The organism is Saonia sp. (assembly GCF_056326165.1).
Genome location: NZ_JBWFBN010000002.1, coordinates 58629 through 85034, shown reverse-complemented (window position 1 = coordinate 85034; position 26406 = coordinate 58629). Strand labels below are relative to the sequence as shown.

Annotated in this window: 25 protein-coding genes and 1 other RNA gene; 18 read left to right on the top strand and 8 right to left on the bottom strand. The window is 34.3% G+C overall.

Annotated elements, in window-relative coordinates; translation table 11 throughout:
• Nucleotides 1-79 precede the first annotated feature (79 nt).
• The 10 genes from AC000W_RS03085 to AC000W_RS03040 all read left to right on the top strand — a co-directional run bounded on the left by AC000W_RS03085 (nucleotide 80) and on the right by AC000W_RS03040 (nucleotide 12766).
• Nucleotides 80-919, top strand: a complete 840-nt coding sequence (locus AC000W_RS03085) for a sugar phosphate isomerase/epimerase family protein (RefSeq protein WP_474745932.1) — start codon at nucleotides 80-82, stop codon at nucleotides 917-919.
• A gap of 198 nt (nucleotides 920-1117) precedes the next feature.
• Nucleotides 1118-2821, top strand: coding sequence for an OstA-like protein (locus AC000W_RS03080; RefSeq protein ID WP_474745930.1), 1704 nt, complete (start codon nucleotides 1118-1120; stop codon nucleotides 2819-2821).
• Between the two features lie 2 nt (nucleotides 2822-2823).
• Complete coding sequence (locus AC000W_RS03075) at nucleotides 2824-4002, top strand: aspartate aminotransferase family protein (protein WP_474745928.1); 1179 nt, start codon at nucleotides 2824-2826, stop codon at nucleotides 4000-4002.
• Nucleotides 4003-4105: 103 nt separating this feature from the next.
• Complete coding sequence (locus AC000W_RS03070) at nucleotides 4106-5509, top strand: tetratricopeptide repeat protein (protein WP_474745926.1); 1404 nt, start codon at nucleotides 4106-4108, stop codon at nucleotides 5507-5509.
• 30 nt (nucleotides 5510-5539) lie between these two features.
• Nucleotides 5540-6457, top strand: coding sequence for a polyprenyl-phosphate transporter (locus AC000W_RS03065; RefSeq protein ID WP_474745924.1), 918 nt, complete (start codon nucleotides 5540-5542; stop codon nucleotides 6455-6457).
• A gap of 13 nt (nucleotides 6458-6470) precedes the next feature.
• Nucleotides 6471-7481 carry a DUF368 domain-containing protein gene (locus AC000W_RS03060; RefSeq protein ID WP_474745922.1) on the top strand — a complete coding sequence of 337 codons (1011 nt, stop codon included), beginning with the start codon at nucleotides 6471-6473 and terminating at the stop codon, nucleotides 7479-7481.
• Nucleotides 7462-8214 (top strand): shikimate dehydrogenase family protein, encoded by a 753-nt coding sequence (locus AC000W_RS03055; RefSeq protein ID WP_474745920.1) that lies wholly within the window; start codon nucleotides 7462-7464, stop codon nucleotides 8212-8214. Before AC000W_RS03060 ends, AC000W_RS03055 begins: the two co-directional genes overlap by 20 nt.
• A gap of 80 nt (nucleotides 8215-8294) precedes the next feature.
• The gene (locus AC000W_RS03050; RefSeq protein ID WP_474745918.1) at nucleotides 8295-10484 is read left to right on the top strand and encodes a DUF349 domain-containing protein; all 2190 of its coding nucleotides are present in this window, start codon (nucleotides 8295-8297) and stop codon (nucleotides 10482-10484) included.
• A gap of 35 nt (nucleotides 10485-10519) precedes the next feature.
• A complete protein-coding gene (locus AC000W_RS03045; RefSeq protein ID WP_474745916.1) occupies nucleotides 10520-11653 on the top strand; it encodes a glycoside hydrolase family 26 protein in 1134 nt (377 codons plus the stop codon).
• 180 nt (nucleotides 11654-11833) lie between these two features.
• Entirely contained in the window at nucleotides 11834-12766 is a 933-nt protein-coding gene (locus tag AC000W_RS03040) for a hypothetical protein (RefSeq protein WP_474745914.1), read from the top strand.
• 116 nt (nucleotides 12767-12882) lie between these two features.
• On the opposite strand, the gene rny is transcribed toward AC000W_RS03040, so the two are convergent.
• The 4 genes from rny to AC000W_RS03020 all read right to left on the bottom strand — a co-directional run bounded on the left by rny (nucleotide 12883) and on the right by AC000W_RS03020 (nucleotide 15269).
• Nucleotides 12883-14454, bottom strand: a complete 1572-nt coding sequence (gene rny / locus AC000W_RS03035; protein WP_474745912.1) for a ribonuclease Y — start codon at nucleotides 14452-14454, stop codon at nucleotides 12883-12885.
• A 51-nt stretch (nucleotides 14455-14505) separates the two neighbouring features.
• Nucleotides 14506-14613: non-coding RNA, 6S RNA (gene ssrS / locus AC000W_RS03030), on the bottom strand.
• 54 nt (nucleotides 14614-14667) lie between these two features.
• Nucleotides 14668-14964 (bottom strand): cell division protein ZapA, encoded by a 297-nt coding sequence (locus AC000W_RS03025; protein ID WP_474745910.1) that lies wholly within the window; start codon nucleotides 14962-14964, stop codon nucleotides 14668-14670.
• Between the two features lie 14 nt (nucleotides 14965-14978).
• Nucleotides 14979-15269, bottom strand: coding sequence for a hypothetical protein (locus tag AC000W_RS03020; protein ID WP_474745908.1), 291 nt, complete (start codon nucleotides 15267-15269; stop codon nucleotides 14979-14981).
• Nucleotides 15270-15465: 196 nt separating this feature from the next.
• On the opposite strand from AC000W_RS03020, the gene AC000W_RS03015 reads away from it, so the two are divergent.
• The 3 genes from AC000W_RS03015 to AC000W_RS03005 are packed head-to-tail and all read left to right on the top strand — an operon-like array spanning nucleotide 15466 to nucleotide 20293.
• The gene (locus AC000W_RS03015) at nucleotides 15466-17157 is read left to right on the top strand and encodes a M23 family metallopeptidase (RefSeq protein WP_474745906.1); all 1692 of its coding nucleotides are present in this window, start codon (nucleotides 15466-15468) and stop codon (nucleotides 17155-17157) included.
• Nucleotides 17111-19630 carry a carboxypeptidase-like regulatory domain-containing protein gene (locus tag AC000W_RS03010; protein WP_474745904.1) on the top strand — a complete coding sequence of 840 codons (2520 nt, stop codon included), beginning with the start codon at nucleotides 17111-17113 and terminating at the stop codon, nucleotides 19628-19630. The genes AC000W_RS03015 and AC000W_RS03010 overlap by 47 nt, the downstream gene beginning before the upstream one ends.
• Before the next feature lie 9 nt (nucleotides 19631-19639).
• Nucleotides 19640-20293, top strand: coding sequence for a hypothetical protein (locus tag AC000W_RS03005; protein WP_474745902.1), 654 nt, complete (start codon nucleotides 19640-19642; stop codon nucleotides 20291-20293).
• Here the strand turns inward: AC000W_RS03005 and AC000W_RS03000 are convergent.
• Nucleotides 20290-21438, bottom strand: a complete 1149-nt coding sequence (locus AC000W_RS03000) for a cysteine desulfurase family protein (protein ID WP_474745900.1) — start codon at nucleotides 21436-21438, stop codon at nucleotides 20290-20292. The genes AC000W_RS03005 and AC000W_RS03000 overlap by 4 nt on opposite strands.
• Before the next feature lie 112 nt (nucleotides 21439-21550).
• Here AC000W_RS03000 and AC000W_RS02995 point away from each other — a divergent pair, with 112 nt between their 5' ends.
• Nucleotides 21551-22054: a hypothetical protein gene (locus AC000W_RS02995; protein WP_474745898.1), complete on the top strand. Its 504-nt coding sequence runs from the start codon at nucleotides 21551-21553 to the stop codon at nucleotides 22052-22054.
• Between the two features lie 8 nt (nucleotides 22055-22062).
• On the opposite strand, the gene AC000W_RS02990 is transcribed toward AC000W_RS02995, so the two are convergent.
• Complete coding sequence (locus tag AC000W_RS02990; protein WP_474745897.1) at nucleotides 22063-22611, bottom strand: Smr/MutS family protein; 549 nt, start codon at nucleotides 22609-22611, stop codon at nucleotides 22063-22065.
• Between the two features lie 10 nt (nucleotides 22612-22621).
• Nucleotides 22622-22795, bottom strand: coding sequence for a hypothetical protein (locus tag AC000W_RS02985; protein WP_474745896.1), 174 nt, complete (start codon nucleotides 22793-22795; stop codon nucleotides 22622-22624).
• Nucleotides 22796-22840: 45 nt separating this feature from the next.
• Here AC000W_RS02985 and AC000W_RS02980 point away from each other — a divergent pair, with 45 nt between their 5' ends.
• From AC000W_RS02980 to AC000W_RS02965, 4 genes are read left to right on the top strand one after another with little or no spacing between them, the layout of a single operon-like run.
• Nucleotides 22841-23146, top strand: coding sequence for a DUF2752 domain-containing protein (locus tag AC000W_RS02980; protein ID WP_474745894.1), 306 nt, complete (start codon nucleotides 22841-22843; stop codon nucleotides 23144-23146).
• Nucleotides 23147-23161: 15 nt separating this feature from the next.
• On the top strand, nucleotides 23162-23491 hold the full coding sequence (locus tag AC000W_RS02975; RefSeq protein ID WP_474745892.1) for a CCC motif membrane protein: 330 nt from the start codon (nucleotides 23162-23164) through the stop codon (nucleotides 23489-23491).
• Nucleotides 23492-23510: 19 nt separating this feature from the next.
• Nucleotides 23511-23786, top strand: coding sequence for a CD225/dispanin family protein (locus AC000W_RS02970; RefSeq protein WP_474745891.1), 276 nt, complete (start codon nucleotides 23511-23513; stop codon nucleotides 23784-23786).
• The gene (locus tag AC000W_RS02965) at nucleotides 23779-24186 is read left to right on the top strand and encodes a DUF2752 domain-containing protein (protein ID WP_474745889.1); all 408 of its coding nucleotides are present in this window, start codon (nucleotides 23779-23781) and stop codon (nucleotides 24184-24186) included. Before AC000W_RS02970 ends, AC000W_RS02965 begins: the two co-directional genes overlap by 8 nt.
• 4 nt (nucleotides 24187-24190) lie before the next feature.
• Here AC000W_RS02965 and AC000W_RS02960 read toward each other — a convergent pair whose 3' ends face one another.
• Nucleotides 24191-26392, bottom strand: coding sequence for a RecQ family ATP-dependent DNA helicase (locus tag AC000W_RS02960; protein ID WP_474746234.1), 2202 nt, complete (start codon nucleotides 26390-26392; stop codon nucleotides 24191-24193).
• Nucleotides 26393-26406 lie beyond the last annotated feature (14 nt).

Genomic DNA, 26406 nt, shown 5'->3' with positions numbered 1-26406 from the left:
AAATATAAAATAGACGGCATTACTTATTTTCAAAAAGTAGTATCTTTAAAGGAATTCCAATAACAACAACCAAAATACCATGGATTTATCTAGAAAAAACTTTATTAAAACATTAGGACTTGGAGCAGTAGCTGCAGGAACCTCATCTTTTGCCCATTTAAAAAAATCCAATACACAAACCGTTAACGACCATAAATTAACAGTTGGATTGGCTTCTTATACCTTACGAAAATATAATTTGGACGAAGTCATAGAAATTGCTCAAAGATTGGATATAAAAGATGTAGCCTTTAAGAGCTTTCATTTACCCTACGAATCTACAGATGATGAGCTTAAATATATTCGTGATAAAGTAAAAGCCAGAGGTTTAAATCTATATGGTGGAGGTGTTATTTACTTTAAAACTCCAGAGGATGTTGATACCTATTTTAACTATGCAAAAACTGCAGGTTTAAAAATGATTATTGGCGCCCCAAATCACGAACTATTGCCACTTATTGAAAAGAAGGTGAAAGAAACAGATATTAAACTGGCAATTCACAATCACGGCCCCGAGGATGATATTTTTCCATCCCCGGAAAGTGTCTATAATAAAATCAAGAATTTAGATGATAGAATAGGTCTATGTATTGATACTGGGCATACTTTTAGACTAAATTTAGACCCAGCGACCGAACTTAAAAAATACAAAGACCGCCTTTTTGATGTCCACATAAAAGATATACATGAGCAAGTAGCGGATGGTAAAAATGTAGAAATTGGACGTGGAAAAATGAATATTCCAAGTATTATGAGTGCCCTTAAAGAAATTAAGTATGAGGGGGTATTAGGATTAGAGTATGAAAAAGATGGTGACCACGCCATTTATGGACTGTCTGAATCTGTAGGTTATGTTAGGGGAATTTTAAAAATGATTTAAAATACTTGTATTTCATTTTTAAACTTAAATATGAGGTTTAGTGTCAATTTGAGTAATTTTTGTCAAAAAATTGCATTGAGAAGTGACAAAGTTTTATTGAAATTTACAAATGGTCTATAAAACAACAATCCTTAAAAGTATCCTAATCTAGTGTCTTTCTCAACCAAAATATTCTATTTTTGAACAAAACTTACTTGTTTGAAGAAAATTCCACTTTTCATTTTTTGTTTTTCCCTTTTAGCTTGCTTTGCTCAGGAACAGCCTGCAGAAGATAAACAAATCAACATAGTTTATGGTGCAAATTTTACAAAGGATGAGGCCAAGTTTCCTGGGGCTTCCATTTTTAGTAAGGACGAACATCAACAAGTACGTTTTGAACACCAAGGAGCTGATTTATGGTGTGACATTGCCATTTTTTACCAAAAAGAAAACAAATTAAGGGCTATTGGGAACATTCTCCTGCAACAAGGTGATTCCATTGAAATGACAGCAGGTCATATTAATTATGATGGAAACATTAAATTGGCAAAGGCGTGGGACACCGTGGTGCTTACTAATACAGACATGGTCCTAAAAACGGACACGCTCTATTTTGATAGGGAAAAACAGGAGTCTTATTATCAAGATTTTGGAACTGTGGTAGATTCTGCCAACACACTTACTAGTGAAATTGGAAGGTATTATATGACTCCAAAAAAGTATCAATTTTTAGATAGTGTACATATAAAAAACCCAGAGTACATTATGGATTCTGAGCGGTTGGATTATTATACTACTTCTAAAAATGCCTATATGTATGGCCCATCCACTATTACGGGTGAAACTTATAAAATTTATTGTGAACGGGGATTTTATGACACCAAAATAGAAAGTGGTTACGGCATAAAAAACACCAAAATAAATTATAACAACAGAATCATCGAGGGAGACAGCCTCTTTTTTGATAAGACAAGAGAATTTGCTTCAGCCACAAACAATATTACAGTTACAGATACGGTAAACAATAGTATAATACGCGCACATTATGCAGAAGTTTTTAAAGCCAAAGATTCCGTTTTTGCTACTAGAAGAGCTGTCGCCATAAGTGCAGCACAAGAGCCATTAGATTCTCTTTACGTACATGGTGACACCTTAATGATTACTGGAAAGCCAGATGAACGTATTCTAAGAGCATTTAGGAATGCTAAATTCTACAAAAAAGATTTGAGTGGTAAATGCGATTCTATTCACTCTAATGAAAAAACAGGACTCACCCAATTGATTACAAACCCCATACTTTGGAATTTAGACAACCAAATGACTGGAGACAGTATTCACTTGATTTCCAATTTGCAAACAGAGCAAATGGACTCCTTAAAAGTTATTAATAATTCATTTATTATTTCTCAAGACACCATTGGAAAAATTGGTTATAACCAGGCAAAAGGGATAGATTTATTTGGAAAATTTATAGATAATGAACTAAAAATCATTGACTTGGTTCAAAATACCGAAGTTATTTACTATATGTATAATGATGATGATGAACTTGTAGGTATTAATAAGACAAAGTGTAGTAAGATTCGTCTTTTTATGGCTGAGAATGATATTGAAGACATTACATTCTTTATAGACCCAGATGGCAATATATTCCCAGACAAGGATTTACCCGAAACTGAACGCCTATTGAAGGATTTTATATGGCGTGGTGATGAGCGTATTATGACAAAGGATGACATTTTTGATGAAGATGATAATAATATTGTACTTCCAATAATCCGTGGTATAAACAACCCCATTGATATTGATGCGGAAGAAGATGAGCGAAGTAAAAATGAAGGGGACCCTTTAAATATCACTCAAAAAGCAAATAAACAGGCCACAAAACCTAAAAAAATGCCACAGCCCAAAAAAGTCAAGTAACCATGAAGGATGACTTTTTTAAATATCAAGCACAGACTACTCCTCATCCTTTAGCAATGGAAGTCTCTCATGCAAAAGGAAGCTATATTTATGATACAGATGGGAATGCACACTTGGATTTTGTAGCCGGAGTCTCTGCCTGTAGTTTAGGTCATTGTCATTCCAAAGTAATAAATGCAATTCAAGAACAGGCGGAAAAATACATGCATGTGATGGTGTATGGAGAATATATCCAGAAACCAGCAGTAAAATATTCCAAATTACTTGCTTCCCTCCTACCAGATTCTTTGAGTACCACCTATATGGTGAATTCGGGAACGGAGGCTATTGAAGGTGCTTTAAAACTTGCAAGACGATTTACAGGTAGGTCAGAAATTATAGCCGCCAAGAAAGCGTATCATGGAAATACTATGGGCAGCTTAAGTGTTATGGGGTATGAAGAACGTAAAAGTGCTTTTAGGCCTCTAATCCCAGATGTTTCATTTATTTCTTTTAATTCTGAGGCAGATTTGGAAAAAATCTCATCCAAAACAGCGGCAGTAATTTTAGAAACAATACAAGGTGGAGCAGGCTTTATTCTTCCAGAGGATAATTACTTAAAAAAAGTAAGACAAAAGTGTAATGAAGTTGGTGCGTTATTAATTTTAGATGAGGTACAACCCGGTTTTGGTCGTACTGGTAAACTTTTTGCTTTTGAACATTATAATTGTGTTCCAGATATTTTGGTCATAGGAAAAGGCATGGCATCCGGGCTTCCAGTAGGGGCATTTGTAGCTTCAAATAAATTGATGGAATCCCTACAATACTGTCCAAAACTAGGTCATATTACCACCTTTGGTGGGAACCCAGTGATTGCTGCAGCCTGTTTGGCAACACTAGAAGAAATTACAAGCAATAACCTGATTTTTGCAAGCCTAGAAAAAGAAAAATTATTTAAAAAACTATTGACACATAAGTATATAAAAGAAATCAGAGGAAAAGGATTAATGTTGGCACTCATTCTGGAAAATAAAGAAATAGCCAGTCAATTAATCCTAAAATGCAAAGAAAAAAACCTTATTCTATTTTGGCTTCTATTTGAACCCAAAGCAGTGCGAATATCTCCTCCATTGACCATTTCCAATGATGAAATAAAAAAGGGGTGCAGCATCATTCTAAACGTATTAAATGAACTGGAATAATAATTTGTTAACTAAATTGTTAATAATATAGACTGTATTAGGAACTTAAAATATCCTCAAAAGAGTATTTTTAATTCCATAGTTAAACCAAGCCCGTAAATTTATGGCGTTAGATTCTAACGAAAGACCCAGCAAACCTGTAATTAAATTTGAGTCCATGCTTAAGACAGATGATGTCTATTTCTTCGATGCAGAGGATTTTGAAGATATTATCCATCATTATCTAAACAATGGAAAAATCTCTTTGGCAAAAAAAGCCATAAAAATTGGATTACAACAACATCCTCACAGTATAGAATTAAAGCTTTTAGATGTTGAAGTGCTTGTGTTTGAAAACAATTTAGAACTTGCTGAACAACATTTAGACAGCCTGCAACTTTTGGATGGAAACAATGAAGAAATTTATATTCAGCGTGCCAATATTTATTCTAAAAAAGACAATCATGAGGCAGCTGTAGAATTACTTAAAAAGGCATTGACGCTAGCAGAAGATAATTTTGAGATTTTTTCACTCTTGGGTATGGAATATCTTTTTATGGATGATTACCAAATGGCCAAGGAGAATTTTATGAGATGTGTCACCATGGATCAACAAGACTATGCCTCCTTGTACAATGTAATATACTGCTTCGAATTTTTGGAAGATTTTGAAGGGGGCATCCTTTATCTTAATGAATTCTTGGAAAGAAACCCTTATTGTGAAGTAGCCTGGCACCAATTGGGTAAAATGTATGTTACTAAAGAAATGCTAATAGAGGCCATTACAGCTTTTGATTTCGCCATAATCTCGGACGATTCGTTTATTGGTGCCTATTATGAAAAAGGGAAGGTTTTAGAAAAAATGGGCAAGTATAATGAGGCCATAGAAAATTATGAAACTACCATTGAAATAGAGGACCCAACATCTCATGCATATTTACGTATTGGGAGATGTCATGAAAAGTTAGGGAATCATGATTTGGCAAAACATTATTACTATAGAACAGTACATGAAGACCCTCTTTTGGATAAAGGCTGGTTGGCCATTACAGAATACCATTATACAAAAGGAGAGTATGAAAAAGCCTTGTATTATATTAACAAGGCAATAAATGTTGATGAGGAAAATCCGCTATACTGGAAAAAAAGTGCCAAAATATATACCGCATTAAATAATTTTGATGAGGCAGATTTTGCCTATAAACAAACCGTAGAGTTGGGCAATTATGAGCTAGATACTTGGTTAAATTGGGCCATGGTTGTGTTGTTGGGAAGTAAGGATTTTACCTCTGTAATACAGATTTTAGAACAAGGAATGGAGTTTTATCCGGAAAATGCAGATATATATTATAAAATGACAGCAGTTCATTTAATGAATAATAAGACAGATGATGCCGCTGTCTGTTTGACCAATGCACTACAATTAGATGCCGATAAATTCTCAATGTTCCAAGATGAATTTCCCCAATTTAACGACTCTAAATTGGTAAGTAATATTCTAAGTGATAATAAAAAAGCTTCCAGATAAAAAGAGTTATTTTTGTTTTTTATCTTCTCTATGGAAAACAAAAACTTTTTACAATATTTTTTCATTACACTTAAAGGAATGGCGATGGGAGCGGCAGATGTTGTCCCAGGTGTATCAGGTGGTACCATTGCATTTATATCTGGTATTTACGAAGAGTTAATTACTTCCATAAACAATATAGATTTTTCTCTATTAAAGACATTACGGCTAGAGGGGTTTAAGGCTTTTTGGAAACAGCTAAATGGCAATTTCTTACTGTCCCTTTTTTTAGGTATTGGCATCAGTGTAATTTCTTTGGCAAAATTTATTAGTTGGTTATTAGTGAACAAACCTATCTTATTATGGTCTTTCTTTTTTGGTTTGGTGTTAGCAAGTATAATTATTGTTGGTAAGGCTATAGAAAAATGGAATATTGGAACCATCCTAATGCTTTTGTTAGGTGCCGTGGTAGCATATTTTATTACGCAGCTCCCTGCATCAGAAAATATAGCCAGCTTACCTTATTTGTTCCTCTCTGGGGCTTTAGCAGTCTGTGCCATGATTCTTCCAGGAATATCAGGGGCATTTATTCTTGTCCTTTTAGGTTCTTACAAGACTATTTTAGATGCCGTACATGAAAGGGATATAAAAATTATTGCCACTGTTGCTTTAGGAGCCATTTTTGGGCTACTTAGTTTTGCCAGAGTCCTTAAATGGATGTTCAACCATTATAAAAATCTTACACTAGCTGTACTTACTGGGTTTATTGTGGGGTCATTAAGTAAAATTTGGCCTTGGAAAAAAGTGTTGGAAACCAAAGTCTTTGGTGATAAAATTATCCCGATTAAAGAGCAAAATATTAGTCCATGGAACTATGATGGGGACAATCAATTAATCTTTGCCATAATCTTAGCTATCATTGGTTTTTCGTTTATTTTTATCCTAGAAAAAGTAGCCTCAAAAAAATAACGGATAAACAACTATGGAGCAATCCAGAACATTTTTGGACAAGTTTTTCCTTGTAATTAAGGGACTTTGTATGGGTGCGGCCAATAAAGTTCCTGGAGTATCTGGGGGCATTGTTGCCTTTGTGGGAGGATTTTACGAAGAGTTTATATACTCTTTGCAAAAGGTAAACCTAAAAGCTGCCAAGCTACTTTTTAATGGTAGATTCAAAAGTTTTTACCGCTATATAAATGGTCAATTTCTATTCCTGCTAATATTTGGAATGCTAATAAGCTACTTTAGCGTTTCTAGATTGCTAGACTTTTTTCTTGAAAAAAAAGAACTTTTTGTATGGGCAGCCTTTTTTGGAATGATTTTAGGCTCAATTTATTACATAGCCAAGAGTTTTGAACATTGGAACAAGAAAACAATTATTTCTGGTATTATTGGATTAATTATTGGAATTTCCATCAGCTTTCTAAGTCCGGCAAAGGAGAATGACAATCTATTGTTTATTTTTCTTTGTGGAATGATAAGTGTTTCTGGTATGACACTCCCAGGACTTTCTGGCTCTTTTATTCTTATTCTTTTAGGAAATTATGTATTGCTTTTAGTTGATTCTGTCAATGCATTATATGATACAGTTTCAGAAATTTTGAGAGGGGATTTTAGTTTTGTTAAAAACCAAGCACGACTTCATACTTTAAAAATATTATCAGTTTTCACTTTGGGCTCGGTAACTGGCTTAGTCAGCATTTCCCACTTATTAAGTTATGTATTAAAACATTACAAACACATTACAACTGCCGTGTTAATAGGTTTTATTACGGGATCATTAGGTGTGGTATGGCCTTGGAAAAGGAAAATGGTTAAAATGGATTTGAATGGGGTGATAGAATTGGACTCAGACGGGCATCAAATCATAACAAACTACGAGCGCTATTTTCCAGATTTTGTACTTTCAGAAACATGGTGGGCATTATTATGTATTGTGTTAGGGATAGGTGTATTATTGGCATTGGATTGGTATGGAAAGCAAAGAAAATAAGAAATATAGATTTGGATTAATAGGAAGAAATATCTCCTACTCTTTTTCTAGGGGGTATTTTACAGAGAAATTTAAAGGTTTGGGGCTAAAAGACCATTCCTATGAAAATTTTGATTTTCAAAACATTGAAGAGCTTAAAAAGCTCCTAAAAACCAATAAGGATATTAAAGGTTTTAATGTAACCATTCCCTACAAACAAGATATTATTCCATTTCTCTCTAAACTAAACTCAAAAGCAGAAAAAATAGGTGCCGTAAACACCATAAAATTCACTAAAAATGGATTAAAAGGGTACAATACAGATATTTACGGGTTTAAAAAATCCATAAAACCATTTTTAAAAAAACACCATAAAAAAGCATTGATATTGGGCACTGGTGGAGCTTCCAAGGCAGTAGCATTTGTTTTTGATGAAATGGGTATTGCGTATAAGTTTGTTTCCAGAAAACCCAGCGAACATCAGCTTTCATATTCGAACCTTTCCAACGAAATTATAGAGAAGCATACTATCCTTGTAAACTGTACACCTTTGGGAACACATCCAAATATAGAGAAGAAACCTAGCATCCCGTATCAATTTTTGCAAGAAAAACACTTGCTTTTTGACCTTATCTACAACCCAGAAAAGACCGCATTCCTAAAAGAAGGAGAATCTAGAGGGGCAACAATTTGTAATGGCTTAAAAATGTTAGAGTTACAAGCCGAAAAATCTTGGGAAATCTGGAACTCATAATCAAAATTTACTGGTATTACTTTTGCAATTCCCATGGTAGTTAGTATCTTAACCTCGCTATACATAAAATTTGCAAAGAATTGGAAAAGAAAGACGAGAAACTACACACAGATGTAGGGGGAGGAGAAAAATCAGAAGCTACCGAAACGAATACGAATTCGGAGAAAAGTACTGATGTTAATATTGAAAAGAAAGAAACTTCTGAGGTTACTCATGAAATTGAAAGTGTCACACCAACAGTTGAATCCATTAACGAAGTAGAAGAATCTTCAAAAGAAGAAGAGGAGGTCGCTACTGAGGATGTTTTGGAAGAAACTTCTGAGGTTACTAAAGAGGTTAAAAGTGACATACCAAAGGTTGAACCCACTAGTGAAGCCGAAGAATCTTCAAAAGAAGAAGCAGAGGTTTCTACGGAAGCTTCGGAAGATGTTTTGGAAGAAATTGACGAAACCAATGCGGAAGACGCCGAGGATGAGGACAACCACCAAAGGCATCACATCCAAATTTTGGACTACCATGCTATGTCCATGGAAAATTTAGTAGGTGAGCTGCAACGTTTGGTAAGAAACGAAAAAGTACAAGCCATAAAAAAACATGTTGATGGTATCAAGTACGAATTTGACCTTAAATTTCAAGATTTTTTAGAGCATAAAAAGGAAGAATTTATTGCAAATGGAGGCAATGAAATAGACTTTAGATATAATTCTGTTACCAAAAGACAGTTCAATGAAGTTTACCAAGACTATCGTGAAAAAAGAAATCAATATTACAAATCCCTAGAGCAAAACTTAAAGGTAAATCTTTCTAAAAGACTTGAGTTAATTGAAGAATTAAAGGGCTTGGTTAATATGGAGGAAGATATTAATACTACCTATAAAAATTTTAAAAACATACAAGAAAGTTGGCGTCACGCAGGGCCAATCCCCAGAACGCACTACAATGATGTATGGCGCACCTACCAACATCACATAGAAATATTTTACGACTTTCTTCATTTAAATAGAGAATTAAGAGATTTAGATTTTAAGCATAATCTAGAAGAAAAATTAAAAATTGTTGAAAGAGCTGAAGCTTTGGCGCAAGAACAGGATTTAGGAAAGGCTTTTCAGGAACTACAAACCTTGCACAAAGTATGGAAAGAGGATATTGGTCCTGTTGGCAAAGAGCATAGGGAAGAAATATGGGAGCGTTTTAGCAACGCCACAAAAACCATGCACCAACGTAGGCAAGACCATTATAAGGAATTGGACAAATCCTACGAGAAGAATTTAGAAAAAAAGCACGAAATTATTGCGGCCATTATAGAAATAGCTACTAACGTGTCTAACAATCATAAAACATTACAGCAGCAAATAAAAAACGTTGAAGCTCTAAGAGACGACTTTTTTAAGGCAGGAAAAGTACCGCAAAATGTTAATGAAAAAACATGGGCCTCTTTTAAAGATGCTGTTAGGACATTTAACAGAAATAAGAACAATTATTATAAAAACCTTAAAAAAGACCAGCAAGAGAATCTCGATAAAAAAAGAGTTTTACTGGCAAGAGCAGTTTCTTTAAAAGATAGTGAGGATTGGGACACAGCAACTCCTGAAATGAAACGCATACAAAGTGAATGGAAAAAAATTGGGCATGTTCCAAGAAAGTTCTCTGACAAGATATGGAACGAATTTAAAACGGCCTGTAACCATTATTTTGATAGGTTACATTCACAAAAAAACAGCGCATATAAAGTTGAGCAAGAAAATTTTGAGAAAAAGAGTGCTTGTATGGAACGGTTAAAAGCTTTCCAATTAACAAATGACAGAGAAAAAGACTTAGCCACGATAAAGAAATTTATTGCAGAATGGAAAACCTATGGTAGGGTACCTTTCAACAAAAAAAGTATTGACGGAAAGTTTAATAAAATTCTAGATGCTATTTTTAAGAAAATGGATGTTAGTAGACAAGAATCTGAGCTTTTAAAATATGGTAATAAAATACAATCCTTGGCAAAGGCAGATAATGAAAGGGCCATTTCCAATGAGCGAACTTTTATACGTAGAAAAATAGATGAGTCTAAGACTGAAATTCGCCAATTGGAAAACAACATGCAATTTTTCTCCAATGCATCAGAAGATAGCCCATTAGTAAAAGATGTTATTAAAAACCTTAACAAACAAAAAGAAGGTTTAGAGACTTGGAAAGAAAAGTTAAAGAAGCTCAATATTATGGAAAACAAGCTTAATAAGGAAGATAATGTTGAAGAAACCTCTTCTTCTGAAGAAGAATAACCATAGTTAGAAACGGTAAACCAACCAACCAAAAAATGAGAACATTTATTCTATCAGTTCTAATGATACTGTTTATGGGTACCAAAGGAAATTCCCAATGGAAATTAATGGACGACCAAGCCACAAGGGAAACAAAAAAACTATTTAAAAGCTTAAAAAAAATTCAAAAAAAAGGAACAATTTTTGCCCATCAACATGCAACAGAATATGGTCGTGGTTGGTATGGTGATGAAAACAGGTCCGATGTTAAATCTGTTGTAGGCTCCCACCCTGGAATGATTGGCGTAGACTTTAGTGGATTTACTGGCAGAAATCCAAAAGAATACAAAGCCAGATTAAAAAAGGTAGTGGAAGATGCCTATAATAGAGGAAGTGTAATTACCATTGCTTGGCATTTTTACAATCCCGTTGGGCCAGGAGGGTTCTATTGGCAAGATTCTATTTCTACACCCGTAGTACGCAGGTTAATCCCTAATGGTGATGCCCATGATAAATACAAAGAAATTTTGGACAGCATTGCAGAATGGGCCAATAGTTGTAGAGGAAAAAATGGAGAGCTTATACCCATGATTTTTAGACCATACCATGAGTTTGATGGAGATTGGTTTTGGTGGGGAGCTGGTCACTGTACTGTGGATGAATTTAAGACGTTATGGAAATTTACTGCCAGTTATTTAAGAGACCAGAAAAATGTGCACAATTTTATATGGGCGTTTTCACCCGACAATAAGTTTAATACCGAAGAAAAATATTTGGAAAGGTATCCTGGAGATGAATGGGTAGATATGGTTGGGATGGACAATTATGCCGATATGGGCCGAGACCGTTATGATTTGGACACTGCCATTAAAAAATTAAGAATAGTATCAGATTATGCAAAAAAAAGCAAAAAACTAGCCGCCTTTACTGAGACTGGACTAGAGGGCATTCCCAATACTACTTGGTGGACAGAATCTTTGTTAAAAGTAATGAAGGCTAAAGACTTGCGATTATCCTATGTTTTGGTTTGGCGCAATGACAGCCGAAGCGAGACTCATTATTATGCTCCACATCCTGGCCATATAAGTGTCCCCGATTTTGAAAAATTCTATGAAGATGATTTCACTTGGTTCGAGAACGATTTGGCAAAAAAAAATGTGTATAAGAAGAAAAAAACAAGAAATAAGTAAAAATATCTGCCAACTACTTCAAAAGGAATTTCTAAGTTAGTTTTTTTAAGGAGCCCATGTACTCACTGAACTCGGAAGGCAGGTTTTTCTTTGTCTTTTAAAAAATGTACAAATAATTTTACTATTTTTAAGAAGCTGAACCCCAGTCTACATAGTGGAGCAATGTCAATAATTTAAAAAATGAGAATAAGCTCGCTTTCAATATTTGCATTTTTAGTATTACTTGTTATTTCATGTTCATCCAATGATGATAACACTACTAAAGCACTGTTATATCCTTCATTTGATTCTGAAATTGAGACCATTAATGGTTTATCCTTTGATGCCATGGAACCCTTTATATCACCAAGTGAAGACTATCTGTTTTTTAATAATATTAATGATGGTATAAATACAAAACTATATTATGCAACTAAAATCAATGATTCAATTTTTAATTATATTGGAGAGCTAGCAGGTACAAATCAAACAGCGACACCTCATTTAGATGCAGTTGCTGATATGGATATTGATGGGAATTTTTATTGGACATCAACAAGAAATTATCCTACCGAATTAAATAATCTTTTTCACGGGACTTTTAGTAATGGGAATGTTAGTGATATTGGAAGAGTACAGGGTGATTTTAATATGAATACTCCTGGTTGGTTAATAATGGATCATAGGATAAGTTTAGATGGACAATATTTGTACTTTAACAATGCTAGGTTTGATGACGTAAATTGTCAAGGTCCTTGTGAAACAACTTTGGGTATTGCAAAAAAGGACAGTGATTCAACTTTTGGAACGCTTCCAAATTCTGCATCAATCTTACAAAACATTAATGATTCAAATTATATTTATTATGCCCCTTGTATAAGTAGTGATAATTTGGAATTATATTTTACACGATATTTGAAAGGCCAAATTACAATAGATACGGTTTTTGAAATATGTGTTGCGGTTAGAGACAATTCTATATCTGAATTTTCAATACCAAAAGTTTTATTTTCAGATACTATTGCCAATTTAGTAGAAGCTCCTACTCTACCCATTGATAAAAGCATCATTTATTATCATAAAAAAACGCTTGATTCTCATAAAATAATGATGAGATATAGAAACACTATGTAAAGTGATTTTTGGACAAATTCAGCAGAAAACAAACCTATGTTGCTTCTCAACTTGGCTACTCCCTCACTACAGGAAATTTTACACAACGCCACCAAGCCACATTGCCATTTAAAAACTTATTTCGCCACATTCACTGCTCTTGTCTCCCTAATGACAGTAACCTTAACTTGTCCAGGATAAGTCATATCTGTTTGTATTTTTTGAGAGATTTCAAAAGATAGTTGTGCAGCTTTATCATCGCTCACTTTTTCACTCTCTACAATTACTCTAAGTTCTCTACCAGCTTGTATGGCATATGCTTTTTGCACACCACCAAAGCCAAAAGCTATATCTTCCAAGTCCTTTAAACGTTGAATATAAGAGTCCAATACTTGTCGCCTTGCTCCTGGTCTAGCACCACTAATAGCATCACAAACCTGCACTATCGGAGAAATAAGTGTTTTCATTTCTATCTCATCATGGTGAGCACCAATGGCATTGCATACATCTGGTTTTTCTCCAAACTTCTCTGCCCATTGCATCCCTAAAATAGCGTGTGGTGTTTCCACCTCAGATTCTGTATTTGGTACTTTGCCTATATCATGTAAAAGTCCAGCACGTTTGGCCACTTTTGGATTTAATCCCAATTCTGCTGCCATAACCCCACAAAGTTTAGCTACTTCTCTAGAGTGCTGCAAAAGGTTTTGTCCGTAAGAAGAACGATATTTCATTCTACCAACTGCCCTAATCAATTCTGGATGTAATCCATGGATTCCTAAATCTATAACGGTACGCTTACCAACCTCAACAATTTCTTGTTCTATTTGTTTCTCAGTTTTCTTTACAATCTCCTCAATACGTGCAGGGTGTATTCTACCATCTGTCACCAATTTATGAAGAGACAATCTTGCAACCTCTCTACGAACGGAATCAAAACAAGAAAGGATAATAGCCTCTGGAGTATCATCTACAATAATTTCTACTCCTGTGGCAGATTCCAAGGCTCGGATATTTCTACCTTCCCTCCCAATAATTCTTCCCTTAACATCATCAGATTCTAAATTAAAAACAGACACGCAATTTTCAACGGCTTCTTCTGTACCTATACGTTGTATGGTCTGTACTACAATCTTTCTTGCGTCTTGCTCTGCCGTTAGCTTAGCTTCTTCCATTACGGATTGCGTATACGCCATGGCATCAGACTTTGCCTTCTCTTTTAAGGACTCTAATAATTGTGCCGTTGCATCTTCGGCGGATAAGCCCGAAATAACTTCTAATTGCTGTACCTGACTTTTATGAAGTTTTTCAAGTTCTGATTGTTTCTTCTCATAAAATTCACTCTTATGGTTAACATCTTTTATTTTACTTTCTAGCTGTTCGTTAAGTTTTTTGTTTTTTGCCACCTCGTTGCTTACTTGCGATTCTTTGTCCCGAATACGTTTTTCAGCTTCCCCTATTTTTTTGTCTTTATTGATAATTACCTTTTCGTGCTCCGCCTTAAGTTCCAAGAATTTTTCTTTGGCTTGGAATATTTTATCCTTCTTAATGCTCTCTCCTTCTATATTTGCGCTTTTTAAAATTGAAGCTGCCTCTTTCTTTGCGCTAGCAATGGTTTTAGAGGCTTTACCCTTCTCCATAAATTTTGCGATGATAAAACCTACTGCAAGACCTACAAGAGCGGCAATAATTATTAATGTATTAGTGTCCATAGTTGTTTAGAATTATATAAAAAAAAGCCCACATTGATGGAAGTTTTGTACAAACTCCAATAAACAGGTTTAGGGCTAACAGCTTGCTCAAGGATCCTTTACAAGAAGGCTTGCTTTTACAACCTAAACTCACCCTTTTTAAACAAATTAGCGTTGAGTCTGTCAAAAATTAATTACCAATGTGGGCAGTAACTTTATGTTATTTAAAAGAACTTATTTAATATCAAGTTTAGCACTAACTAAATTATTCAATGCCTTTAAGCGTTCTGTGACCTCGTTGGTATTTTCCATTTGGTCTATTCCTTTTTGCTCAATTTTAGAGGCAAACTGTAATGCGCACATGGCCAATACATCTTGCTTGTCCCTAACGGCATAATTTTGTTCAAATTTCTTGGCCAATTGCTCAATATTCTTCGCAGCTTTTCGCAAGCCTTCTTCTTGGCTCGGGTCAATGGTCAAAGGATATACCCTATCTGCAATGGAAAGCTTAATTTTCAGCTTTTCTGCCATATTATTTTGAACATTTACTCAGCAAGTTGGGCAATACAATGGTCCAACTCTCTAATTAACGTATTTATTTTATGCTTAGCTTCTGTTTTGTTTGTATTACTACCCAGCATTGAGCTTGCCAACTTTAATGAATTGTACTTTTCTTCCCATTCATTTATAGAACTTGTAGTTGTTATATGCTCGTTTTTTATTGAGGTTAATTCTTCTTCCAGTTTAGTATTAGCACTGTTAAGCAACTCTAATTTGTGCAACAACTTGCTAATTTTATTCTCTAAAGAATCAACAATATCAACTAATTCACTCATTTACAAACTGCAATGCGTTTTACACAAAGTTAACATACATCTAACGACTTAGCAATAGTTTTTTCAATTATTCTTTAAGCAATACTTTAAGTACTATGCAAAGTCTTACTCCATCTGACCTTATACATTTTACAAATAAAGGTTTTTTTATCAATTGAATAGGTTTAATTACTTTCGTAACAACTTATCATAAACTATGCGACTATACTTTTTAGCTTTTCTTCTACTTTTCTCTTTTTATTCCCAAGCCCAAAACAAGTATCCGCAAGATGTTTTTAGGTCACCTTTGGATATTCCATTGATATTGGCCGGTACGTTTGGTGAACTGCGTTCCAACCATTTTCATTCTGGAATAGATATTAAAACACAGCAACGACAAGGGCTACCAATCTATGCAATAGAAAATGGCACTGTAACTAGAATAAAAATATCTCACTGGGGATATGGAAAAGCATTGTACGTTGCTCATCCAAATGGTTACACTTCGGTTTACGCACATTTACAAAAATTTTCTCCAGAGATCGAAGCTTATATAAGAGAAGCCCAGTATAATAAAAAATCGTATGAAGTAGAAGTTTTTCCAGATTTTGGAGAGCTTAAAGTAGAAAAAGGCAAAGTAATGGCCTTTACAGGTAACTCGGGAGGTTCATCTGGGCCGCACCTTCATTTTGAAATCCGAAGCAGTATTACCGAAAGACCTACCAATCCCTTACTTTATGGTTTGGATGTTAGGGACGCTACCAACCCAACATTATTAGGTCTTTTCGGATACCCTCTTTCCGAAGATGCTCAATTGAATCAAAGTCAAGAAAAAGTTCAGCTAAATTTTACAAAGCAAGTAGATGGTTCTTTTTTGGCAGATAAAGTCAACGCCATTGGCACCATTGGTTTTGGGTTTAACGCTTTTGATAGGCAAGATTTGGCCGCCAATAAAAATGGAGTTTATGTTGTAAAACAATTAGTCAATGGAAAAGTGTATACGGATTATGATTTTGAAACTTTTTCTTTCGCAGAAACCCGCTATATAAACACGTTTATTGATTATGCTCATTTTGGAAAATATAGACAACGAATACAAAAATGCTTTAGAACAGCTGGCAACAATTTAAGTGTATATAACACCTTGCAAAATGATGGTAAGATTACTGTGAAGAACGGCCTTAGCTATACAATAGAGTTGCAAATTTCGGATATTGAAGGAAACACCACCAAGGTAATAATTCCAGTTGAAGGAAAACAACAAGAAATAAAAGTTGCAAAGGAAATAAACCAAACAGACACCTATCTAATTGCAAAAAAACCTAACACTTACGATTTGGATGCGGCCCAAGTGTATTTCCCTGCCAACACATTTTATGAAAACTTTTATATTGATTTAAAAAAGGATAATGATACGGTTGCCATTCACAACAATCAAGTGCCTGCACATAGAAATTTCACCATCACTTTTGACGTATCTAAATACTCTACTGAGGAACGAAAACAATTTTTTATAGCTAGATTGGATAGCAAAATGAATCCCAACTATGCCTCAACATACAAAAGAGGCGCAAACTTTACTACCCGTACCCGTAATTTAGGTACTTACACTTTAGCAAAAGACTCGATTGCGCCCAAAATTAGACCCAAGAATTTTAAAGAAAAACAATGGCTCAATAATTATAAATATTTAAGCGTTCATATTTCTGATGACCTAAGCGGAATAGATAGTTATTCTGCTACCTTAAATGGCGAATGGATATTAATGGAATACGAACCAAAGACCAATACACTTACCTATAATTTTGATGATATAATTCTGGACAAAAAGCAATGTACCTTAAAAGTTGTCGTTACAGATAATGTTGGTAATTCCAGTACCTTTACAAGTACTTTTTTCAGAAAATAAACAATTGAATTGTCTTAAAACTTTTTTAGTACTCCTTTTTTTATGTTGTATAGGAGTTACCTATGCCCAAACAGCAACCATCACTGGGGTGATTTTTGATGAAAATAATGTGCCACTTACCAATGTAAATATTTCAGTAGAAGAAACCGGCACTTCTACCAATACAGATGGTTATTACAGTCTACAAATAGTATCAGACACAAAAATAAATTTAACCTTTTCACACATAGGGCATAAAAACGTTGTTCTAGAGAATTTAATTCTTAATTCAAATGAAGTATTTGAATTTAATCCTGTTATGAAAAAGGATGTGATTCAGATAGACGGTATTATAGTGACTCCTGACGGAAAAAAAAGTGTAGAAGGTATTACCAATATTTCGCCACAACTAGTAAGGAATATTCCAGGAGCCAATGCTGGGATTGAGAACATTCTAAAACTATTGCCAGGAGTATCATCTAACAATGAACTAAGCACCCAATATGCCGTCCGTGGAGGAAATTATGATGAAAATTTAGTTTATGTAAATGAAATTGAAGTGTACCGACCATTTTTGGTACGCTCTGGACAACAAGAAGGCTTAAGTTTTGTAAACAGCTATATGGTCCAAGATTTGAGTTTTTCTCCAGGAGGGTTCCAAGCCAAATATGGTGATAAACTTTCATCTGTATTGGATATTACGTATAAAAACCCAACATCATTTGGCTTACAGGTTGGTGCTAGTTTGCTAGGTGCCAATGCCACTCTAGAAACCATTGACAAAAACAAAAAGTTTTCTAGTATTACTGGCTTTAGGTATAGAAATAATGGATTATTGGTAAATAGCCAACAAACAAAAAGCAATTTTAATCCCATTTTTGTGGACGCACAAAGCTTTATGACTTATCGTTTTTCCAATAAATTTAATTTGAATTTTTTAGGAAATATATCCCTAAACCAGTATCAAAATGAACCATTGACAAGGCAAACGAATTTTGGAACCTTTAATAACCCAAAAGCCTTGTTAGTTTTTTATCAAGGGAATGAAAACAACAAATTCAGTACTGCCTTAGGAGCCCTAAAAGGCACCTATATTGTTGATGAACATACCAACTTAAAACTTATTTCATCTATCTATCATACAACTGAAGAGGAGTATTCTGATATTATTGCTCAGTATGAATTGGGCTCCGTAAACACCGATTTAGGGAGTGAGGATTTAGGGGAAGTAACAGCATCAAGAGGTATAGGTTCGCAATTCAATAGGGCCAGAAATGATTTGGATGCGCTTATTTTCAACATCTCTCACAAAGGACTTCATTCCAAAGAAAATAATACATGGGAATGGGGCATTAAATATACACATGAAGATATTCGTGATCAATTAAGGGAATCTGAGTTTATTGATTCAGCTGGATTCTCTATTAGACCACCAAATCCAGATTTTATTAATAACCAACCAGAAGAACCATTTAATGCTCCCATAGTACCTTATGAGGGAGTGCAATCTCTAAATTTTATAAAAACCAATCGTTTTTCTGGCTTTGTCCAATATGGGAAGCAAACTCTCTGGAATGAGCACGATATCTACTATAATATTGGAATTAGGTCACACCATTGGACCGTAAGCGGTGAGAACATTTCAAAAACGTCCCATTTAGTTTTCAGCCCTAGAGGACAGTTCGCAATAAAACCTAATTGGGGTAAAGACATGCTTTTTAGGTTTTCAACAGGTATGTATCATCAACCACCCTTTTATAGAGAACTAAGAAATGTAAATGGAGCAGTGCAGCCCAATGTAAAAGCACAAAAAGCAATCCATTTAGCTTTAGGAAATGAGTTTAGTTTTCTTCTTTGGGACAGGCCCTTTAAATTAGTGAGCGAAGTCTATTATAAAAAATTAAATAATGTAAACCCATATACATTAGAGGATGTTAGAATACGGTATGCTGCCAATAACAATGCGAAAGCTTATGTTCATGGAGCAGAAATACGTCTTAACGGCGCTTTTGTTCCTGGAACAGATTCTTGGGTGAGTTTGGGATTTTTAAAAACCGAAGAAAACATTAATGGAAGAGGATACATCTCTAGACCTACAGATCAACGTGTAAAGTTTGGCGTGTTATTCCAAGATTATGTGCCAAGTATTCCCAATTTAAAGATGTACTTAAATTTGGTTTACAATACAGGATTGCCAGGTGGTTCCCCGAGTTATGCCGACCCATATATTTTTCAATCCAAATTAAGGGATTATAAAAGGGCAGATTTAGGAATTTCCCATATTTTTGTAGATGGAAATGATTCGTATTCAGAAAATCACTGGTTATATCGTTTTAAGGAATTAAGTATTGGAGCAGAAATTTTTAATCTGTTCAATAATCAAAATTCCATAACCAATACATGGGTAAGAGATGTTGAGAGTAAACAACAATTTGCCATACCCAACTTTATGACAACACGTGTTTTGAACCTAAAAGTGAGCATGAGGTTTTAGTCTTGCATTATGAAAAAATATATAGTTCTATTCTTTATTTTTTGTGGATTGGGAATACAGGCCCAAAAAGGCATATACGAAAGTGGACGTTTTGATGATTTAAGCAAGGACCATAAGGTTTTGGCTATCCTTCCTTTTATTACACATTTGGACCTAAAAGAGAACTTTTCTAAAAATGAAATAAAATCATTGGGTGAAAGGGAAGGATATGCTGTACAAGATGCTTTGGAAACATACTTTTCCAAAAGAAAAAAAAGAAAGAAATTTTCTGTGGAGTTTCAAAATATAAAGAATACCAATGCCATTTTGGCCCAGAACAACATCAATTACCAAAATCTGGATATATATACAGTTAAGGAGCTTACCAAAATATTAGGGGTTGATGGGATTATCAGTGGAAATCTAAACCTTAACATTTTGCTTTCAGAAGGCATCAATACCAATTTAAGTATAGTAGACTATATTCTGGGTGTTTCCAATTATGGCAGAATAGGCATCAAAATAAGTGACGGGTCCACTGGTAAATTACTATGGAAGTATGAAAAGGAAATCAATAAAAAATCTGGCAAGAACACTACCAATTTAATTGATGGTATGATGAAAAAGGCCACGAAAAAATTTCCTTATGACAAAGAAAAACCTCGAGATAGAAGGAAGAACTAATCCTTGGCATATTCCTTTAAAACCCCAATCACATAGTCCAACTCTTCCTTTGTATTGTATTTAGAGAAAGAAAAACGAATAGAAGGTTGTTTTAATTCTTCCTCAGATAAAATTTCTGTAAGTACATGTGAGCCCTTATCACTCCCAGATTGGCAAGCACTTCCTTTGGAACATGCTATACCTTTTATATCCAAATGAAAAAGTAGCATTAATGATTTTTCTGGACTATAAGGCAAACACACATTTACTAAGGAATATGTGCTTTTTTCCATATCTCCAGAATGACCATTAAACTTTACAGCTGGTAATTCTGTTCTAACCTTCTCAATAAAGTACTTTTTTAAACCCTCCACATAGGGTTTTTCTTCTTCCAAATTATCATAGGCAGCTATAAAGGCTTCTTCTAAACCAATTATATTATGACAGGCTTCAGTCCCCGCTCTATATCCACGTTCTTGGGCTCCTCCATAAATTAAAGGTCTTAAGCCACTATTTCTTTTAATATAAGCAAAACCAATTCCTTTAGGACCATGGAATTTATGAGCAGCAGCTGTTAAAAAATCAATATTAATGGCCTGTACATCCCATGAATAATGACCAACTGACTGTACAGTGTCCGAATGAAAAAGAGCATTGTTCTCCCCACAAAGATTACCAATAACTTCAATATCAATTTTATTGCCAATCTCATTATTAACATGCATAAGGCTTACCAATTTTTTGGTATCATCTTTTTTTAATAATTCTTCTAAATGAGAGATTTTAGGGTTACCAAAATCATCTAAATCCACAAAATGTAAAGCAATTTTATATTCGCTTGCAAGCTCCTCAGCTGTATGCAAAACAGCATGGTGTTCTATTTTAGAGGTAATTATTGTTTTAACACTTAAATCACGAACAGCACCTCTTAAAATCATATTGTCTGCCTCTGTACCACCAGAAGTAAAAATAATTTCTGCAGGATGGGCATTTAAATATTTGGCAATGGTCTTTCTGGTTTTTTCAATAGCAGTTTTTGTTGACCGCCCAAAACTATGCGTAGAAGATGGGTTTCCATAGAAATTGGCCAAGGATTCTTGCATTTTAATAAGAACCTCTTCCCTTATTTGAGTAGTTGCGGCATTGTCCAAATAAACTTTTTCCATTACGTATAAAGCGTTTTAAAACTTGTCAAAATTACTTCAAATAAAGTTAATTTCTCCCTAAATGAAATGAAACCTCTAGGAATATCCCCAATATTTCCATTAAATTTGAAACATGAAACAATTTCTTTTTTTCTGCCTTCTTTTTTCCCTATTAGGCTGTAATGATGGTGATTTACAAATAGAGGTTTTAGATTTTGATGAAAGTACAATCCAACAATGTGAAAGTACCGTAACCACGGCAACTCGTATTTTTTTTAAAATCAATGACGATGAGGCTCTTATTTTAAATCTTCAAAATGGTCTTCTTAAAAATGAAGTGTCTGATGGAACCATTATAAGTACTGTCCCTGGGCAATCAAAAATTACGTACCGTATTTTTTCTGACAAAGTAAGCAAGAATTATTTTTGTGATGTAATTCCACCAACTGAACCCATTGTAGAAGATGAAATTGAAGCCGAAGATGGAGAAGTTTTAATAACTACAACACTGCATGAGGATGGGGTTTCGTATTTACACGATATTAAACTCAGTGGTATTTCTTTGGTTACGGAAAGTGGTAGTCGCATAACCGACTTAAGAATCAACGAATTTGGTGAGGTAATCACTAAACCGTAACAAAGCAACTAGCTATTCTGATAAATATAGACTTCCGTTGCTCCTAGCCCGTATTTTTGATAGTCGGCATCATAATATTTCACATTCTCATATTTCTTAAAAAGATAATAAAGCTCTTCTTTTAAAACACCTTCTCCAACTCCATGAATAAACACTATTTTTTGAATTCGCTTTCTAATAGCAAAGTCCAATTGCCTTTTTGCAGCTTCCATTTGTAAATTTAGCATCTCATAATTACTCATGTTCTTGGTAAACTGGGCCAATTGATGAATGTGTAAATCTACCTCCATTTTAGGTGCATTACGTTCTTTGGACTTTATAAGTGACTGCTTAGGTTTCTTAGGAATTTCTTTTTCTTTTTTTATTCTAGCTACTTCATAATTTGTTACCCTAATACTAGTATTTTCTGAAATTTTCACCAATTCTCTTGCCAAAAAACTCATTTGGAATCCATCACCTGTTTCAATTAATATTGAATCTCCATCCATACTGATGATAATACCAGTTATTGTATCATCAAGAACCTCTACCCTGTCGCCTACTATAAATTCATTCATTTTCATTAAGTTAATCATTATTATTGGAAGCTGACCATGCTTGCGAGGATTTATAGATTCCAAACATCAATAAAACTATTCCAATTGAAAGAGCATATTCACTTTTTATATACGCTTTACCAAAACCCATAATTAGAGCACCAAGCAGGATTAGGGCAAAATAAATGGTTCTTTTTGTTTTCATACGCCCAAAAATAATAGTATTTTTCGGCTTGCGAACAATGGTATAATGAAATTGCATTTGTTAACATTACTGGCAGTATCAGAAAAGTATATGCTTCCTTGTCTCAATAAAAAATTATTTGGGATAGAATGTCCTGGATGTGGTATTCAGCGTTCTGCTTCTTTAATCTTGCAGGGAGATTTTATTGCGGCCTTTAAAATGTATCCAGCAATATATACTCTCATCTTATTGTTTGGTTTTCTTGCAATAAACAACTTTGTAAAAGTTAAGCATGCAAATAAAATAATAATTGCTTTAAGTGTATCCAGTGTTGCATTAATATTAACCAACTATATTTTAAAATTCTTTTAATTAAACTTACTTATTATGGAACAACAAAAATTACCTAACGTAACTATTGCCCTAGTTTTGGGAATTCTATCATTTATAGGTTGCTGCTGTACTTCTGGTTTTGGAGGTATTATTTTAGCTGGAATTGCATTTTTCTTAACTAAAAAAGATGAAAAACTATATCAAGAAAGTCCTGAAAATTATTCAAATTTTAGTCAACTAAAAACTGCTAAAACAATAGCAATAATAGGACTGGTATTAAGTGTTATAATCGTTGCCTTTTATTTCTATGCGAAATCTACAGGAATGTATGATGAAATGATGGAGCAGTACATGGAGCAATTACAAGAAATGCAAGGAAGCTAATACAATATTTATTTAAAATATGGATAACAATCATAATATACCAAAGCCAAGTAATCATTTGGCCTTAGCAATAATCTGTACAGTTATGTGTTGCTTACCAACAGGAATTGCAAGTATAGTGTACTCTTCAAAAGTTAATGAAGCCTATGCAAGAGGTGAATACGAAGTAGCTGAGAGAGCATCAAAAAATGCAAAATTGTGGGCATTAATTGGAATTGGAATCGCAGCTTTTTTCTGGGTTTTATATATTGCAATTTTTGGAGTTGCAATTTTTGCTGGTTTAGCCAATGGGTAGTAAATTTTTAAAAACTATTTATATAGCAGGAGGAGTGTTGTTATTAGTAACAATACTCCTTTATTTTTTTATTAACCCCACTTCAACAAAACTCTTTCCAAAATGCCCATTATATTACACTACTGGTATCTATTGCACAGGATGTGGGAGTCAAAGGGCGCTTCATAAACTTCTTCATTTGGATATTCTTGGAGCAGTAAGACATAATTTGTTGTTTATCCCAGCTATTTTGCTTGTAGTTTATAATGGGGTCATTAAATTTTTGGAATTTAAAAATAAAAGAGAGTACTATAATATACTCTATCAACCAAAAGCCCCATTACTGATTTTAGCAATTATGATAATTTTTACTATTCTTAGAAATTTGGATATATATCCTTTTAAACTTTTAGCACCATAATATATTAATTCGCAACCTCGCTCATAAACTTAAGACGGTACAGCCTTAGTTCTTCTTCTTCATAATCACCATCAAACTCTTCAATCGCAGCTTCTACATCATCAGATTCAGCTTCTAAAAAATATTCATGGATTTCTTCTTGCTGGTCTTCATCTAAAATATCGTCTATCCAATAGTCAATATTCAATTTTGTACCGCTAAAGACAATTTGTTCCATGGCTTTAACAAGTTCTTTCATTTCCATACCCTTAGCAGAGGCAATATCACTTAAGGGTAATTTTCTATCCACATTTTGAATGATATATAGTTTAAGGGCAGAATTAGCTCCTGTACTTTTAACCACCAAATCATCTGGTCTAATTATTTCGTTTTCTTCAACATAAGAAGCAATCATTTCTATGAATGGTTTCCCATATTTCTTTGCTTTCCCTTCGCCTACCCCATGTATATTAATAAGTTCCTGCATGGAAATAGGGTATTTAAGAGACATATCTTCCAAGGAAGGATCCTGGAAAATTACAAAAGGAGGTACTTCTAATTTAGTGGCCTGTTTTTTTCTTAGGCCTTTTAGCAATTTTAATAAGCTCTCATCTGCAACACCTCCGCCAGACTTGGCAGCACTTACTATAGCATCATCATTTTCCTTGTTATATACATGGTCCATGGTCATCATAAAAGAGGTAGGGTTTTCCAGAAATTTATCGCCCTCTGGTGTAAGATGCAAAATTCCGTACTGCTCTATTTCCTTTCTTATCAATCCCGCAACTAAGGCTTGCCGAATCAATGCCATCCAATAATTTCCTAACCTATCATCTCCAATACCAAAAAAATCTTTTTCATTTGTTTTGTGCGAAGAAATCAAGGCATTTACCTTACCTATCAACGCATTCACAATTTCCTTGGATTTAAATTTTTCTTTAGTTCCTTTTATAACAGTAAGAACTTTCACTACATTTTCCTTGGCCTCCTCTTTTTCCTTTGGATTGCGGGTATTATCATCCATATTGGCACCAGGTCCATTTATTTCATCAAAATCTTCTCCAAAATAATGTAGAATAAATTTTCTTCTAGACATGGAAGTTTCTGCATAGGCCACTATTTCTTGTAACAGGGCATTTCCTATTTCCTGTTCTGCCACAGGTTTCCCAGACATAAACTTTTCCAATTTTTCTATATCCTTATACGAATAAAATGCTAAACAATGCCCCTCACCATCATCACGACCGGCCCTGCCTGTCTCTTGGTAATAACTTTCAATACTTTTTGGAATATCATGATGAATTACAAAACGAACATCTGGTTTATCTATTCCCATGCCAAAAGCAATTGTAGCTACCACCACATCTACATCCTCCATCAAAAACATATCTTGATACTTAGATCGTGTTTTAGCATCAAAACCAGCATGATAAGGAACTGCACTTACTCCATTTACTTGTAAAACTTGTGCCAGTTCTTCAACCCTTTTTCTGCTTAGACAATAAATGATGCCTGATTTTCCTTCGTTCTGTTTTATAAAACGAATAATATCCCCGTCAACATTTTGTGTTTTTGGTCTTATTTCATAGAACAAATTGGGTCTATTAAAAGATGCTTTAAAAACTTTAGCACCAACAATACCCAAATTCTTAATAATATCTTCTTGTACTTTTGGTGTTGCCGTAGCAGTAAGCCCAATTATTGGGATGTTATCACCCAAACGACCAATAATACCTCTTAAATTTCTATATTCTGGTCTAAAATCGTGCCCCCATTCCGATATGCAATGCGCTTCATCTATAGCAACAAAAGATAGTTTCACCGTTCTTAAAAACTCTACATTCTCTTCTTTAGTCAAAGATTCTGGTGCCACATACAGTAACTTTGTTACTCCCCTAGTTATATCTTCTTTTACTGTTTTAATTTCCGTTTTGGTCAATGATGAATTCAACACATGCGCAACTCCATGTTCAGATGAAACGCCTCGGAGTGCATCTACCTGATTCTTCATTAAAGCTATTAATGGTGAAACTACTATAGCTGTACCTTCTTGCATTAAAGCCGGTAACTGATAACAAAGGGATTTGCCCCCGCCAGTCGGCATAATTACAAAAGTATCATTGCCCTGAATTATGTTTTGAATAACACCTTCCTGAAGTCCTTTGAAATTAGAAAAACCAAAATACTTTTTTAGTGATGCGTGTATATCAATTTTATTCAAACTAATATTTTTTATTTTAT

What these genes read in the sequence shown, in the direction of transcription:
- AC000W_RS03085 (WP_474745932.1), top strand. Translation starts at nt 80, where the DNA reads ATGGATTTATCTAGAAAAAACTTTATTAAAACATTAGGACTTGGAGCA.
- AC000W_RS03075 (WP_474745928.1), top strand. Translation starts at nt 2,824, where the DNA reads ATGAAGGATGACTTTTTTAAATATCAAGCACAGACTACTCCTCATCCT.
- AC000W_RS03070 (WP_474745926.1), top strand. Translation starts at nt 4,106, where the DNA reads ATGGCGTTAGATTCTAACGAAAGACCCAGCAAACCTGTAATTAAATTT.
- AC000W_RS03065 (WP_474745924.1), top strand. Translation starts at nt 5,540, where the DNA reads ATGGAAAACAAAAACTTTTTACAATATTTTTTCATTACACTTAAAGGA.
- AC000W_RS03060 (WP_474745922.1), top strand. Translation starts at nt 6,471, where the DNA reads ATGGAGCAATCCAGAACATTTTTGGACAAGTTTTTCCTTGTAATTAAG.
- AC000W_RS03055 (WP_474745920.1), top strand. Translation starts at nt 7,462, where the DNA reads ATGGAAAGCAAAGAAAATAAGAAATATAGATTTGGATTAATAGGAAGA.
- AC000W_RS03045 (WP_474745916.1), top strand. Translation starts at nt 10,520, where the DNA reads ATGAGAACATTTATTCTATCAGTTCTAATGATACTGTTTATGGGTACC.
- AC000W_RS03040 (WP_474745914.1), top strand. Translation starts at nt 11,834, where the DNA reads ATGAGAATAAGCTCGCTTTCAATATTTGCATTTTTAGTATTACTTGTT.
- rny (WP_474745912.1), bottom strand. Translation starts at nt 14,454, where the DNA reads ATGGACACTAATACATTAATAATTATTGCCGCTCTTGTAGGTCTTGCA.
- AC000W_RS03025 (WP_474745910.1), bottom strand. Translation starts at nt 14,964, where the DNA reads ATGGCAGAAAAGCTGAAAATTAAGCTTTCCATTGCAGATAGGGTATAT.
- AC000W_RS03020 (WP_474745908.1), bottom strand. Translation starts at nt 15,269, where the DNA reads ATGAGTGAATTAGTTGATATTGTTGATTCTTTAGAGAATAAAATTAGC.
- AC000W_RS03015 (WP_474745906.1), top strand. Translation starts at nt 15,466, where the DNA reads ATGCGACTATACTTTTTAGCTTTTCTTCTACTTTTCTCTTTTTATTCC.
- AC000W_RS03010 (WP_474745904.1), top strand. Translation starts at nt 17,111, where the DNA reads ATGTTGGTAATTCCAGTACCTTTACAAGTACTTTTTTCAGAAAATAAA.
- AC000W_RS03005 (WP_474745902.1), top strand. Translation starts at nt 19,640, where the DNA reads ATGAAAAAATATATAGTTCTATTCTTTATTTTTTGTGGATTGGGAATA.
- AC000W_RS03000 (WP_474745900.1), bottom strand. Translation starts at nt 21,438, where the DNA reads ATGGAAAAAGTTTATTTGGACAATGCCGCAACTACTCAAATAAGGGAA.
- AC000W_RS02995 (WP_474745898.1), top strand. Translation starts at nt 21,551, where the DNA reads ATGAAACAATTTCTTTTTTTCTGCCTTCTTTTTTCCCTATTAGGCTGT.
- AC000W_RS02990 (WP_474745897.1), bottom strand. Translation starts at nt 22,611, where the DNA reads ATGAATGAATTTATAGTAGGCGACAGGGTAGAGGTTCTTGATGATACA.
- AC000W_RS02985 (WP_474745896.1), bottom strand. Translation starts at nt 22,795, where the DNA reads ATGAAAACAAAAAGAACCATTTATTTTGCCCTAATCCTGCTTGGTGCT.
- AC000W_RS02980 (WP_474745894.1), top strand. Translation starts at nt 22,841, where the DNA reads ATGAAATTGCATTTGTTAACATTACTGGCAGTATCAGAAAAGTATATG.
- AC000W_RS02975 (WP_474745892.1), top strand. Translation starts at nt 23,162, where the DNA reads ATGGAACAACAAAAATTACCTAACGTAACTATTGCCCTAGTTTTGGGA.
- AC000W_RS02970 (WP_474745891.1), top strand. Translation starts at nt 23,511, where the DNA reads ATGGATAACAATCATAATATACCAAAGCCAAGTAATCATTTGGCCTTA.
- AC000W_RS02965 (WP_474745889.1), top strand. Translation starts at nt 23,779, where the DNA reads ATGGGTAGTAAATTTTTAAAAACTATTTATATAGCAGGAGGAGTGTTG.